This is a genomic window from Streptomyces sp. NPDC006207 (assembly GCF_040613835.1).
Lineage (GTDB): Bacteria > Actinomycetota > Actinomycetes > Streptomycetales > Streptomycetaceae > Actinacidiphila.
The window spans coordinates 26,168-39,772 of sequence record NZ_JBEXSX010000017.1 but is presented as its reverse complement, the minus strand read 5'-3'; the positions used below and the strand labels follow the sequence as shown (position 1 = coordinate 39,772).

The following is a 13,605-nucleotide window of genomic DNA, read 5'->3' as shown; positions in this document are numbered from 1 at the left end:
CACGGGCCGCGGTGTCCCTGGACCACGCAACCCCGAATCGCGGGGAAGGTCCTCCCTGAAAGGAACCACCTTGTCGATCAAGCTCGCGATCGTCTACTACTCCTCCACCGGCACCATCACCGAGATCGCGAAGGAGATGGCCGAGACCGCGGAGAAGGCCGGCGCCGAGGTCCGCCTGCTCAAGGCAGCGGAGCTCGCCCCGCAGGCGGCGATCGACTCCAACCCCGCCTGGGCCGCCAACCACGCCGCCACCGCCGACGTCCCCGTGGCCACCCCCGCTGACGTCGAGTGGGCCGACGCCGTGATCTTCGGCACCCCCACCCGCTTCGGCAACATGTCCTCGCAGCTCAAGCAGTTCATCGACACCCTCGGTGGCCTGTGGGCGCAGGGCAAGCTGGCCGACAAGGTCTACAGCGGCTTCGTCTCCACCGCCACCTCGCACGGCGGCCAGGAGTCGACCCTCCTCGCCCTGTACAACTCCATCCACCACTTCGGCGGCATCGTCGTGACCCCCGGTTACACCGACCCCGCCAAGTTCGTCGACGGCAACCCCTACGGCACCTCCCACGTGGACGCCCAGGGCAACAACCCCGTCAACGACACCACCCGCACCGCCGCCCGCATCCAGACCGAGCGCGTCATCAAGCTCACCGCCGCGCTGAACCGCGGCCTCGCGGGCTGACCCCGAGCCGACGGCGCACCCGCTGAGACGGACGTTCACGGGTGCGCCGTCCATCCACTCGGCGGCGCCTCCTCCTGTCGTGCCGGAGGCGCCGCCGACCCGTACCCGTACCCCGTACCCGCGCCGCGTCAGGCGCAGGGATTGCTGAGGTACACCCACCCCAGCGGATCCCACCGCAGGCGGCGCACCTCGACACCGTCGATCTCGGCGTCGTCCTCACGTGCGGCGCGGGACCGGGGGAGCGAGGCCCGCGCCAGCGCGATCGCCACCGCGTCCTCGGCGTCGTCCGCCTCGCCGACGACGAAGAACTGCCGGCCGACGGAGCCCTGGGGCGTGCGGAAGCGGAAGCCCACGAACCACCGGTCCTGGTCCGCGCAGCCGCCGTCCCCGCGGACGTCGGCGGTCCCCCCGTGACGGTCTCCGGTGCTGGACATGGCGGGTTTCCCTGCTCCTCGGCTGCTGAGGTCCATCGGCATGCGTCGCGTCGCCGGTGGGCGACGAGACTTCACGGTGACACGGCGGGAGCTCGGCGAAAAGGGGACAAAGTCCTCCCCCCATCCGGGGAACATTCCCCGCCACCGTCCGGAGGGGCCTCAGTCCCGCCCCCTTCCGGGGCCGGACAGGTGCTCCCGGAAGAAGGGAACGGCCTCGGAGACCGCGCGGTCGACGTACTTCGGTACGTCGTAGAAGTCCATGTGGCTACCGCCCTCGACCACCACGAGCCGCGGCCCGGGCAGGGGTGACGGGCGTCCGCCGGACTCAGCGGCCGTCCGTGGGTGGTCCGACCGGCTGCTGGGCCCACACCGTCTTGCCCTGGGCCCGGTAGCGGACGCCCCACTGGTCGGCGAGGCCCGCGATGATGAACAGCCCCCGGCCGTTCTCGTCGACGGTGCGCGCGTGCTTCACGTGCGGGGCGCCGGGGCCGGTGTCGCTGACCTCGCAGGTCAGCATCTGCTCGAGGACCAGGCGCAGGCGCAGGGGTGGAGTGCCGTACCGCACCGCGTTGCCGACGAACTCGCTGACGATCAGCTCGGTGGTGAACGCCGTCTCCTCCGCCACGCCCCAGGCCGCCAGCTGCCGGCGAGCCGCCGCGCGGGCGATCGGTGCCGCCTCGGCGCCGGGCGGCAGCGCGCAGGTCAGCACCCGGTCCGCGGGCAGCGCCCGCGTACGGGCGAGCAGCAGCACCGATTCTTCGCCCGCGTCCGTGCCGGTGGACGCCGACCCGATGGCGTCGCGCACCTCCGGCAGGGGCCGGGCGCCCGCGCCGTCCAGCAGCGGCCGCAGCGGCGCGGACGGCGCCAGGACCCGCTCCGCGAACGAGGTCGTCGCCATGGCCAGGGTGCTTCCCGGAGGGAGGCCGACGGTGGTCGCGGGGAAAGGGGCGTTGTCCTGTCCGCTGAGCAGGGGACCCGCGGGGACGGCCAGGGTGGCCGAGGTGCCGTCGGGGAGGACGACGACCGGCTCCGGCAGGCCTGCCCGGGCGACGGTGCAGGTGAGTTCCACCGGGTCGTACACCGCGATGGCGCAGCCGATGTCGATCGGCTCGAAGTCCAGTTGCGGCAGTGCGGCGGACGCCGCGGCGAGGCGGGAGGCGGTCTCGCTCAGCCGGGCCAGCAGCTCGTCCGGGGGCAGGTCCAGGGCGGCGAGGGTGTGGAGGGCCGTCCGGACCAGCCCCATCGTGATGGCCGCGACGATCCCCCGCCCGGCCACGTCCCCGACGACCAGCGCGGTCCGTGCGCCGGGCAGCGGGATCGCGTCGGACCACGCGCCGCCGCCCTCCACACCGGGCTGGTGCAGCCGGGCGACCTCCACGGTGGGCCGTCCCGCGGGCTGTCCGGGGAGCAACCGGCGCTGAAGGGTCGAGGCGATGATCCACTCGCGCATGTACTGCCGGGCGTTCTCGATGGAGAGGGCGGCGTGCGCGCACACGGCGGAGGCCACTGCCAGGTCGTCCTCGTCGAAGGGCTCCCGGTCCTGTTCGCGGTAGAAGCTGACCACGCCCAGGGCCTGGTCGCGCAGCGTCAGCGGGGCCACGATCAGGGAGTGGGCGCCGGCTCCCAGAATGGCGTCCGTCCGGGCCGGGTCGGTGGCCAGCCACGGGGTGTGATCGTCGATCGGCACCAAGCGGGCCCTGGCGTCGGACAGGGCGTCCGTGAACGGGGTGCCGGGCGGGAGGGGACGCACCTCTCCGACCGGGTACGCCGACAGGCGGCCCCGGAACGCGGCCCGACGCAGGGGAACGTCCTGGTGCACCGGCACCTTGGGCGGTTCCTCCCCGCGGACGACCTCGTCGACCATCTCGACGACGGCCGTGTCGGCGAAGACGGGCACGACCGCGTCCACCAGTTCCCGCGAGACGAGGCCCACGTTGGGCACGTGCCCCACCTGTGCGCGCACCTGTTCCAGAAGGTCCAGGCGGCCCCGTGCCTTCTCCCGGTCGGTGACGTCGACCGCGGACGCCACCAGCCCGAGCACGTCGCCCCGGGAGTCCTCCAGGCGGAAGTAGCAGACGGAGCGCATGCGGCACCTGCGCCGGTCCGGTGACCCGGGGCCGTAGGCGAGCCGGTTCAGGACCGGTTCCCCGCTCTCCAGGACCTGCCGCGCCACATCCGCCTCCACCTCGGGGCCGGCGAGGTCGTACACCTCGGTGAAGTGCCGGCCCAGCGGGTTCCCCGCCCGCGCGCCACCCGCCGCGGTGACGCCGGCGCTCATCCGGATCACGCGCAACCGCCGGTCGAGGACGAGCAGTTCCATGGGGGAGTCGGTGAAGACGGCCTTCAGGATCGCCACGTCCTGTTCCGACAGGGCCGTGTCCACCGCGGCGCGCACGCGCCACAGCACCGAGGTGCCGCGCAGCACCGGCTCGACCCGTACCGCGACGCCGCCGGGGAACCCGGCGCGCGGACGTCCGGCGTCCGCGGCGATCCCGCGCAGGAGCGCGCCCAGGGACCGGCCGACGGCCTCCTCGGCGGCGCACCCGAACAGCTCCTCGGCCGGACGTCCCCACTCGACCACCCGGCCGTCCTCGTCGACGAGGAGCAGCACGTCACCGCTGGGCATGGACCACGCACCTCCGGCTCCATGCCTGCCCGTCCCGTCCCGGCGGCAGGCCCGTCCGCGCGACAGCTCCGCCGATCGGCTCAGCCCGTACCGCCGCCGGACATGGCACGGCCCTTCCGGGCGGCGCTCCCCGGTACGGGACGCGCCCGGAAGGGCCGGGTGCCGGCGCTCAGCCGCGGCGTACCGTGATCGTCCTCTCGGTGGTCACGCCGTTGACGGTCACGCGGAGCACCGCGGTGCCGGTGCGCAGCCCCTTGACCGTCGAGGTGGCCGGGTCGTAGGCGATGACGGGCGCCCCGTCGTGGTGCCCGTGCCCGTCGTCGGCGCCGGCCACGTCGACGCGGCTGCCGGACCATGCGGCGCCGACCGGCCAGGCCACCGGGACGGTACGGGTCCCGTCCTGGGTGAGGTTCGCCGAGGCGTGACCCACGCCGCCGACGGTGAGCGTGGCCGGGGCGACCATGTCCACCGCGTCGGTGCGGGCGTGCACCTCGGCGCGCAGCCAGGTCCCGGAGTCACCGGAGGGGACGTCGAAGGGGTCGGTGACCCGGCCGTGGCGCGGGTCGATGCCCAGCATCGTCCAGCCGGTGAAGCCGCCGTTGTCGGGCGTGCTCGCCGGATTCTTGCCGGAGTTGCCGTTCACCAGGTACGGGACGCCGTCGATCCGCGTCGCGGAGAAGGCGCCGACGTGGCCGGCGACGAACGCGGCGGACTTGTGGCCCTCGGCCCGGAAGTCGGCGAGCCACTGCTCGACCAGGGCGGCCTCCTTGCGGTCACCGAGCTGGCTGGCCTTGTCCGGCAGCGGGTCCTCGGCCGGGTGGTGCTCGAACACCACGACACCGCTGACGGAACGGTCGGCGGCCGCGTCGCGGAGCTGGTCGTGCAGCGTCTGGAGCTGGGCGAAGCCGCCGCCGCGCAGGGTGCCGCTGGAGGAGTCCAGGGTGATGAAGCGGGTGCCCTCGACGTCGAAGACCGACGTGGTGTCACCGAAGGCGGCCTTGAAGTTGGAGGTGTTCCCGGGGCCCATCACCTCGTGGTTGCCCGGCACGTAGTGCCACGGGACGGTGCCCTTGGTGCGGGCGTCGAACTCGTCGAGCAGCGTGCGGGCGAGTGCGAAGTCGGCCGGGGAGCCCTCGTCGACGAGGTCGCCGTTGATGACCAGCAGATCGGGCTTGGCCGCGGCGATCTCCTCCAGGGTCCGGCGGGCCGCGGCGACCAGCGGGCTGCCCGGGTCACGGGCGACGAACTGGGCGTCGGACATCACGGCCACGCGCAGCGGACGGCCGTCGACGGTGCCGTTGGTGACGACCACCGGGTCCTCGACCCGGGGCTGCACGGGCAGCTCCACGTCGGGGGCCACCTTGACCCGCAGGTCGCTGACGGTGACGGCCCCGGTGTAGGAGCGGGCGGCGCTGGTCTCCAGCAGCCGCACCCGCTGGAACGTCAGCGGGTAGGGGGTGCCCACGGGCACAGGGAACTCGACCTTGCGCCAGCCGGTCCAGGTGATGGTGGGGCCGTCCAGGTTGGCGGTCACACCGGCGGCCGTGCGGTACTGCAGGCGCGGCCACTCGCCGTTGCCGTCGCCGTTGATCCACATGGTGACGGCCTGCGGCTGGCCGGGCAGCTGGATCTGCTGCGGCGGCACGGCGTACTGGCCGCGGGTGGCCGTCGACCGGGTGAAGTCGTACGTCAGCTTCAGGCCGGGGGTGCCGTCGTGGCCCTCGGCCGGGGTGACGGAGCCGCCGGGAGCCCGGTCGTTCGCGGAGGTCCAGGAGGCCGCGTCCGACAGGTCCGCGAACGACTTCTCGGCGAGGCCCACGGTGACGGCGACGTCGGTGGTCAGCTTCCCGACCGTCAGGTGCAAGGTGGTGGACGCGCCGTCGGTCAGGCCGCGCACGGTGAAGGTCGCGTCGTCCGCGGGCAGCACCGAGACGACCCCGTCGCCGCCGGTGACCTTGACGTCGGACGCGTCGATCGGGGCGGAGTCGCCGAGCGCGTCGTAACCGGTGACGGTCAGCCGGGCGGTGTCGTCCAGGCCGTCGAGGGCCACCAGGCTGCTGCCCGGCGCGATCCGCACCGCGGGGGCGAGCACGGTCAGCTCCGCCGAACCCGTGGCGCGGTGACCGGAGGATGCCGTCACCCGGGCGGTGCCCGAGCGCCTGCCGGTGACGACGGCGGATCCGTCGTGCCCGGAGCGGACGGTCACCCTGCCGTCGCCCTGCCACCGCACCCGTCCGGCCGGCACCGGCGCGTACGTCTCGTCGTGGGCGAGCGCCCGCACGGTGCGGTGCAGCCCGGGGAAGACCTTCTCCGAACCGTCCGCGGTGAGCGCGGGCCGCACGCGGAAGCCGCGGACCGCGCCCGAGCCGGGCGCGGCGAACAGGCCCAGGCCGTTGGCGACCTGCCGCTCCGAACCGTCCGACGGGCTGTTGACCAGGCCCGTCGTGCTCTCGCCCGGCAGCCGGGCGGCCATGGTGGTGGAACCGCCGCCGTCCATGTTCAGGGCGTTCCGGGCGCCGAGGGCCTTCATGAAGGCGCCGAGCTCGTTGAGGTCCATGCCGCGGCTGTCGGTCTGCTTGCCGTCGATGGCGACCAGGTACATGGTGCGCCCGTCGGCGGAGAAACCGACGCTGGTGCGGGAGGTGGCGGTGACGGTGTCGCCGTCCGTGTGGTGCTTGACCGTGCCGTCCGCGACGAGGACCTGGCCGCCGCCCACCGCGACCGCGACGTCGCCGAAGTCGGCGCGCGGCTTGTAGGCGACGGTGACGGCGTCGCCCGGCGCGAGCCCGGCGAGCGCGTCGGCGCCCGCCTCCCGGCCGAGCAGCACGCTGGTGCCCGCGGGGATCGGGCCGCTGCCGACGGAGGCGCGCACCTCGGTGACCTTGCCGTCGCGCAGCCGGACCTCGGTGACCCGGTCCGCACCGCTGACCGGCTTGGTGCGCGGGGAGACCCCCCACTGGTCGGTGAAGAGCCCGATCCCGCCGGCCGCCAGGACGGGGGAGTTGACCCCGGACAGCTTCAGGTGCTCCGTCCCGCCGACCGTGACGTCGCCCTCCAGGAACACCTGGGCGAGCCGGCCGAGACCGTCCGCGCCGATGGCGACGGTCTGGTTGCGGCCCTCGGTGGGCGAGTTGACCAGGCCGTCCTTGCGCGACACCGCCGCGCCGACCGGGGCCTCGGTGTCGTTCATGTCGAAGTAGTCGCCGTTGACGGCGGCGACGGCGCCGGTGCGCCGGGCCTGCTCGGTCACCCGGGACTTCCCGGTGACCGTGCCGGAGGATATGTGGTCCACGCTGAGCCGGTCCTCGGCGAGGTCCGCGACGAGCACCTGCCCCCGGACCCAGCCGTCGGTCTCGAAACGGTCGAAGCGGGTCAGGTTCAGCCCGGGCGCGATCGGCGTGCGGGTCTCACGGGTGACGATCGACTCGCCGGGGGTGCTCGGGATGAGTCCGTGGCCGGAGCTGCCCGGCTCCGTCGCGCCCGCGGGCGCCGACACGAGCTGTTCGGGCGCGAACGCCTGGGCGGTCGTCATCATCCCGGCGCCGATGCTGAGCGCGGTGGCCAGGGCGAGCACGGCGGCACCGCGTCGTGCCGCGGAACGCGGGCTCGGGACGGCGGGCTGGAGGGGGAACGGCACTTGCTGACTTCTTTCCCTGTTGGGGCGGTGGTCGCCGTTCAGTTGATGTGCCGTCGGTGTCGCAGTGCCGATAAACGGGTGGTCATCCGGGATGTGCAAGGTGAACATCCGTCACCGCCGGCCCTGTGAGCTGCTGCGACGCCCTTGGGTGCCGGCCGAGGGATCAGCCCGCGGGGGTGAGGTACGTCCAGGTCTCCACGAGCCGGAAGCCCAGGGATTCGTACAGGGGGCGGGACATGGGGGAGTTCTGCGTGAACGCGTGGCGCGCCCCCGACGCGACGGCGTCGTGGAGCCGGGCCGTCACCAGTGCGCGGTAGTGGCCGTTGCCCCGGTGCCGCGGCGGCACCGAACCGTTGAACAGCCCCACGTGGTCGCCGGCCAGGATGTTGAACCCGGTCGCGACGGCCTCGCCGTCCACGTCGAGGGTGAACGCGGTCATGTCGGGGGCGTCGAGCAGCGCCGGGCGGGCGAAGGCGTCCGCGACCTCTCCGGGCATGCCGAACCCCGCCGCGAGCGCGGCGGAGTACCGCCCGGCCTCGGCACCGGTGAGCTTGTGCACCGTGCCGCCCCCGGGCGGTACGGCGGGCAGATCGGCGAGCGACGCGGCGTCCCACGCCAGCAGGGGGAGCGTGGGGCCGGCCGTACGGCCGAACCGGGCCGCCAGCGCGGTCAGTTCCGGGCCGGCCTCGCCGCGGACCTGGATGCTCCAGGGCAGACCCGCCGCCGACAGCTCCTCGGCGAGGGCCTCTGTCTCCCGCAGGTCCCGTTCGTGACCCGCGGACACCGTGTTCAGGAGGGCGACCGGCAGGCCGGTGCACACCAGCCGCCCGCCCTTCGGGCCGCGCCGCGTGAAGGCGCCGGGCAGGAGGTCCGTCAGCCGCTCCATGGCCCCGTGCAGGGCGTCCACCGCGGCATGGCTGATCATCTCGGTCACGCCGCGGAGGATACCCGGCCCGCCCGTACGGCTACGCCGCCGCCCGGGCCTTGGACGCGAGGACGCCCCCGCGGCGGCGCGGCGAGGGGACGTTCACGAGCAGGGCGGCGACGAGGGCGCCGGCGAGCGTGAGGCCGCCGGCCCACCCGAAGGCGGTGGTGAAGCCGTGGACGACGCCGGCGTCGGTGATGGCGTGCCGCTGTGCGGCGGTCACCCGGTCCCCGCCGTGCGCGGCGAGGCGCGCCGCGACGTAGTGGCCCGTCGAGGTGGTGGCGACGGTGTTGAGCAGGGCGGTGCCCAGGGAACCGCCCACCTGCTGCGCGGTGTTCACCGCCGCGGAGGCCGTGCCCGCGTCGCCCGGGGCGACCCCGGCGGTCGCCGTGGCCATGACGGGCATGAAGACCAGGCCCATGCCGGACCCGAGCAGCACGGCGCCCGGCAGGACGTGGGTGGCGTAGGCCGAGTGCGTACCGAGGGTGGTGAAGGTGAACATGCCGGCCGCGGCGACGGCCAGTCCCGGCACGATCATCGTCCGCGGCGCCACGCGGGGCAGTAGACGGGCGGAGACCTGGGTGGAGGTGAGGACTATCGCGGCGGACATCGGCAGGAAGGCGAAACCGCTCTTGAGGGCCGAGTAGCCGAGGATGTCCTGCAGGTAGTACGTGAGCAGGAGGAACACCGCGAACAGGCCCGTCATCGCCAGTCCCAGGGTCAGGACCGGACCGCCGTGGGCCCGCGTCGCGATGATGCGCAGCGGCAGCAGGGGATGAGCGGCGCGGGACTGCCACCAGGTGAACCCGGCGAGGAGCGCCGTGCCCGCGACGAGCAGGCCGGCCACCGTGCCCGACCCCCAGCCGTCGGACTCGGCCCTGCTGAGCGCGTACACCACGGTGACCAGACCGCCGCAGCCGAGGACGGCCCCGGGGACGTCGAGCCGCACCGCGCGGTGCCCGGCGCGGTCCTTGAGGAAGGCGACCGCGCCGGCCGCGGCGACGGCGCCGATCGCCACGTTGACGTACAGGCACCAGCGCCAGTCCAGGTACTGGGTCAGGACGCCGCCCAGGAGCAGGCCCATCCCGCCCCCGGCGCCGGCGAGGGCGCCGAAGATGCCGAACGCCTTGGCGCGTTCCCTGCCGTCGGTGAAGGTCGTGGCCAGCAGGGACAGCGCCGAGGGGGCGAGCAGCGCGGCGAAGCACCCCTGCAGGGCGCGGGCCGCGAACAGCATGGCGGGGCCCGTGGCGGCGCCGCCGAGCGCGGAGGCGGTGGCGAAGCCGACGAGGCCGGAGGTGAAGGCGTGCTTGCGGCCCACGAGGTCCGCGATGCGTCCGCCGAGGAGCAGCAGTCCGCCGAAGGCGAGCGTGTAGGCGGTCACGACCCACTGCCGGCTGCCGTCGGTGAGCCCGAGGTCGCGCTGGGCCGACGGCAGGGCGATGCTCACGATCGTGGCGTCGAGGACCACCATGAGCTGCGCCAGCGCGATCACGCCCAGGGCCCACCACCGCCGGGCGTCGCGTTCCGCCGGGGGTTCCTGCCGCGGGGTTGTCACAGCCGGTGTGGTCATCTCGGTCTTCCTCACGGATGTCGACGAGGGCGCGGACGCGCCACGGGCAGGCTGCCAAGTGCTTGACGGGTCAAGTATATCCTGAAGGTGTCGGGCCGGCGTCCGCGGCGGACGTGCATCCGTCACCGCCTTGACAGGTTACGAAGTGCTGGGCCATGCTCGTCACCAGTCAAAGCGGTGACGATTAGAGAACTGGGAGAACCCGATGGACCTGAAGCTCGAGGTTGTGGTGCTGCCCGTGTCCGATGTGGACCGGGCCAAGGACTTCTACGCGGCGCTGGGCTTCCGGCTGGACGTCGATTACGTCGGCGACGACGGCTTCCGCGTCGTCCACTTCACCCCGGAGGGATCCGGGGCCTCGATCCTCTTCGGTGACGGCGTCACCACGGCCGCCCCGGGCTCCGTGCAGGGCCTCCACCTGATCGTCGAGGACATCGTGGCGGCCCGCGCCGAACTGGCGGCACGTGGCGTCGACATCAGCGAGGTGTTCCACGACGCGGGCGGCGTCTTCCACCACGCCGGCGAGACCGCCCGGGTCGCGGGCCCGCACCCGGCGCGCGCCAGCTACGGCTCCTTCGCGACCTTCGCGGACCCGGACGGCAACGGCTGGGCGCTCCAGGAGGTCACGGACCGTCTGCCGGGGCGCTGACCCCCGACCACCCCACTCGACGACCTCCCGACCTTCCCCGACCACCCGACCCCCGGACTCCCGCGGTGCCGCGGATCCCCCCTCCGCGGCACCGCGGGCCCGTGACCGGGTCCCCTCCGGCCCCCTTTGGAAGCAGGTTTTGACTTCCCCCCTCCTTGAAAGGAGGGGGTTCCTACGGCTCGCGCTGTAGGGGTTCCTGCTTCATCGCCGACTGCTCGCCCGGAGTTCTCCGTTGAGGTCTTACACCGGCTCCACAGGCCGACACCGTCAGTCCGACGGCCAGCAGGTTCTTCGCGGCGTTCACGTCCCGGTCGTGGGTCGTGCCGCAGTCGCAGGTCCAGGTGCGGACGTGCAGCGGCATCTTGTCCTGCAAGGTGCCGCAGGCGGAGCACAGCCTGGACGAGGGGAAGAAGCGGTCGACCGCGATCACTTCCCGCCCGTACCAGGTGGCCTTGTACTCCAGCATGCTCCGGAACTCGGCCCACGACGCATCGCTGATGGGGCGGGCCAGGCTCCGGTTCTTGGCCATGTTGCGCACGGCCAGGTCCTCGATCACGATCGTTTGGTTTTCACGAACGAGTCGGGTGGTCAGCTTGTGCAGCCCGTCACGGCGCCGGTCGGCGATGCGGGCGTGGATCTTGGCGACCGTCAGCCGGGCCTTGCGACGGTTGGCCCCGTCGCCCTTGGCCTTCTTCGCCAGACGCCGCTGCGCCAGGGCGAGCCGGGCGCGGTCGCGGCGTTCGTGTCGCGGGTTGGTGACCTTCTCTCCTGTGGACAGGGTCAGCAGGTGGTCCAGGCCGACATCGACGCCCACGGCGTTGCCGCCCGCGGGCAGCGGCGCAACGGATGGGTCCTCGCACAGCAGGGACACGTACCAGCGGTCGGCCGCATCCTGGGACACGGTCACGGTGGACGGAGACGCGCCTTCGGGCAGCGGCCGGGACCACACGATGTCGAGCGGCTGCGCCATTTTCGCCAGGGTCAACCGGCCGCCCCGGAAGCGGAACGCGCTGGTGGTGTATTCCGCCGACTTCCTCGACTTTTTCCGCGACTTCAAGCGCGGGTACTTGGCTCGCTTGGCGAAGAAGTTCGTGAACGCCATCTGAAGGTGGCGCAGGGCCTGCTGGAGCGGTACGGAGGAGACGTCGTTGAGGTACGCCAACTCATCGGTCTTCTTCCAGGCCGTCAGCATCGCCGACGTCTGGTTGTAGTTCACCCGCACCTGGCGCGTCCACGCCTCGGTACGTGCCGCAAGGGCGAGGTTGTAGACCTTCCGCACGCAACCGAACGTGCGCGACAGCTCGGCCGCCTGCGCATCGGTCGGATAGAAGCGGTACTTGAACGCCCGCTTCACGAGGGTGGCCACGACTCACATGTTACCGCGTCAGTTTGCGGATTCTTTGGCGGAGCTGGGAGAAGGGGCCGCTCCGCCGTGGCGGCGAAACGGCTTTCGTTGCCCTGTTCCGCAGCGGTGCGATTCTTCCCCGCCTTGAAGGGCGGGGTTTCCTCGAGGGAGATGCGATGAAGACCGACGAAACGACGGATCAAGTGATGAGCGGTTCCTCCCGGGAGTACGACGTCGTCGTCATCGGCGGCGGACCGGTCGGCGAGAACGTCGCCGACCGGACGAGCGCCGCCGGACTGGCCACGGTGCTGGTGGAGGCCGAACTGCTCGGCGGCGAGTGCTCGTACTGGGCGTGCGAACCGAGCAAGGCGCTGCTGCGGCCCGTGGTGGCACGGGCCGACGCCCGCCGCATACCCGGCCTGAGGGGCGCGGTCGAGGGGCCGCTGGACGTGGCCGCGGTCCTCGCCCACCGCGACCGGCTCTCCGCCCACTGGAAGGACGACGGCCAGGTCGAGTGGCTGGACTCCGTCTCCGTCGACCTGGTGCGCGGCCACGGCCGCCTGGACGGGCCGCGGCAGGTCGTGGTGGACACGCCGGACGGCGGGACGGTCCGCCTGACCGCGCGGCACGCCGTCGTCGTCGCCACCGGGACCACGACGCTGCTCCCGGATCTGCCGGGGCTTGCCGAGGTGCGTCCGTGGACCAACCGCGAGGCGACGAGCGCCCACGAGGTACCGGGCCGTCTGGTGGTGGTCGGGGGCGGCGTCGTCGCCGTCGAGATGGCCACCGCGTGGCGGGCGCTCGGTTCCGAGGTGACCGTGCTGGTCCGGGGGAGCGGCGGACTGCTCGCCCGCATGGAGCCGTTCGCCGGGGAGATGGTCGCCGACGCCCTGCGCGACGCCGGTGTGGACGTACGGTTCGGCGCCTCCGTGACCGCCGTGGCGCGTGAGGTCGGCCCGGACGGTCCCGTACGCGTCACGCTGGCGGACGGCGGGACGCTGGTGGCCGACGAGATCCTCTTCGCGACCGGACGCGCCCCCCGCACCGCGGACATCGGCCTGGAGACGGTCGGCCTGGCCCCCGGCGACTGGCTGGCCGTGGACGACACGTTCCGGGTGACGGCCGTCGCCGACGGCTGGCTGTACGCGGCGGGCGACGTCAACCACCGCGCCCTGATGACGCACCAGGGGAAGTACCAGGCGCGCATCGCGGGAGCGGTGATCGGAGCACGGGCCAAGGGCGAGCCCGTGGACGACCGCAGGTGGGGCGCGCACGTCGCGACCGCCGACAACGACGCCGTGCCGCAAGTTGTGTTCACCGACCCGGAGGTCGCCTCCGTCGGCCTGACGACCCGGGAGGCGGAGGCCGCGGGTCGCCGGGTGGACGTCGTGGACTACGACATCGGGCGTCTCGCCGGGGCCGTGCAGTACGCCGAGGACTACCGGGGCAAGGCCCGCGTCCTGATCGACCCGGACCGCGGCACGGTCGTCGGCGTCACCTTCGTCGGCCCGGGAGTGCAGGAGTTGCTCTACTCGGCGACCGTCGCCGTCGCCGGTGAGATCCCGGTGGACCGGCTGTGGCACGCCGTCCCCGCCTTCCCGACGATCAGCGAGGTCTGGCTGCGCGTCCTGGAGACCTACCGGGACATGCGAGCGGCCTGACGGCGCGTCATACGGCGAGGACCCGCCTTCCCGAGGGGAGGCGGGTCCTCGGTCACCGTACGGGTTCGGTGCCGAC

At 73.2% G+C, this 13,605-nt stretch carries 9 protein-coding genes; 3 read left to right on the top strand and 6 right to left on the bottom strand.

What is annotated here, in order from left to right; all coding sequences use genetic code 11:
• Positions 1–70 precede the first annotated feature (70 nt).
• A complete protein-coding gene (gene wrbA / locus ABZ312_RS16080) occupies positions 71–682 on the top strand; it encodes an NADPH-dependent FMN reductase family protein (protein WP_499516111.1) in 612 nt (203 codons plus the stop codon).
• A 128-nt stretch (positions 683–810) separates the two neighbouring features.
• Here the strand turns inward: wrbA and ABZ312_RS16075 are convergent, their stop codons facing one another.
• From ABZ312_RS16075 to ABZ312_RS16055, 5 genes are all read right to left on the bottom strand, one after another.
• Entirely contained in the window at positions 811–1,116 is a 306-nt protein-coding gene (locus tag ABZ312_RS16075) for a hypothetical protein (RefSeq protein ID WP_500323547.1), read from the bottom strand.
• 325 nt (positions 1,117–1,441) lie between these two features.
• Positions 1,442–3,742, bottom strand: coding sequence for a SpoIIE family protein phosphatase (locus ABZ312_RS16070; protein WP_500437905.1), 2,301 nt, complete (start codon positions 3,740–3,742; stop codon positions 1,442–1,444).
• Between the two features lie 169 nt (positions 3,743–3,911).
• Positions 3,912–7,379 carry a phosphodiester glycosidase family protein gene (locus ABZ312_RS16065; protein ID WP_500437904.1) on the bottom strand — a complete coding sequence of 1,156 codons (3,468 nt, stop codon included), beginning with the start codon at positions 7,377–7,379 and terminating at the stop codon, positions 3,912–3,914.
• Between the two features lie 163 nt (positions 7,380–7,542).
• Complete coding sequence (locus ABZ312_RS16060; RefSeq protein WP_500323710.1) at positions 7,543–8,304, bottom strand: GNAT family N-acetyltransferase; 762 nt, start codon at positions 8,302–8,304, stop codon at positions 7,543–7,545.
• 40 nt (positions 8,305–8,344) lie between these two features.
• A complete protein-coding gene (locus ABZ312_RS16055; protein WP_500323550.1) occupies positions 8,345–9,874 on the bottom strand; it encodes an MFS transporter in 1,530 nt (509 codons plus the stop codon).
• 205 nt (positions 9,875–10,079) lie between these two features.
• On the opposite strand from ABZ312_RS16055, the gene ABZ312_RS16050 reads away from it, so the two are divergent.
• Entirely contained in the window at positions 10,080–10,523 is a 444-nt protein-coding gene (locus tag ABZ312_RS16050; RefSeq protein ID WP_500323551.1) for a VOC family protein, read from the top strand.
• Positions 10,524–10,695: 172 nt separating this feature from the next.
• Here ABZ312_RS16050 and ABZ312_RS16045 read toward each other — a convergent pair whose 3' ends face one another.
• Entirely contained in the window at positions 10,696–11,889 is a 1,194-nt protein-coding gene (locus tag ABZ312_RS16045) for an RNA-guided endonuclease InsQ/TnpB family protein (RefSeq protein ID WP_500437902.1), read from the bottom strand.
• A 185-nt stretch (positions 11,890–12,074) separates the two neighbouring features.
• Here ABZ312_RS16045 and ABZ312_RS16040 point away from each other — a divergent pair, with 185 nt between their 5' ends.
• Complete coding sequence (locus ABZ312_RS16040; protein ID WP_500323711.1) at positions 12,075–13,529, top strand: dihydrolipoyl dehydrogenase family protein; 1,455 nt, start codon at positions 12,075–12,077, stop codon at positions 13,527–13,529.
• The last annotated feature ends 76 nt before the right edge of the window (positions 13,530–13,605 follow it).

Excerpts from the sequence above, each read along its gene's own strand:
- ABZ312_RS16075 (WP_500323547.1), bottom strand. The coding sequence starts at position 1,116 with ATGTCCAGCACCGGAGACCGTCACGGGGGGACCGCCGACGTCCGCGGG.
- ABZ312_RS16070 (WP_500437905.1), bottom strand. The coding sequence starts at position 3,742 with ATGCCCAGCGGTGACGTGCTGCTCCTCGTCGACGAGGACGGCCGGGTG.
- ABZ312_RS16060 (WP_500323710.1), bottom strand. The coding sequence starts at position 8,304 with ATGATCAGCCATGCCGCGGTGGACGCCCTGCACGGGGCCATGGAGCGG.
- ABZ312_RS16055 (WP_500323550.1), bottom strand. The coding sequence starts at position 9,874 with ATGACCACACCGGCTGTGACAACCCCGCGGCAGGAACCCCCGGCGGAA.
- ABZ312_RS16050 (WP_500323551.1), top strand. The coding sequence starts at position 10,080 with ATGGACCTGAAGCTCGAGGTTGTGGTGCTGCCCGTGTCCGATGTGGAC.
- ABZ312_RS16040 (WP_500323711.1), top strand. The coding sequence starts at position 12,075 with ATGAGCGGTTCCTCCCGGGAGTACGACGTCGTCGTCATCGGCGGCGGA.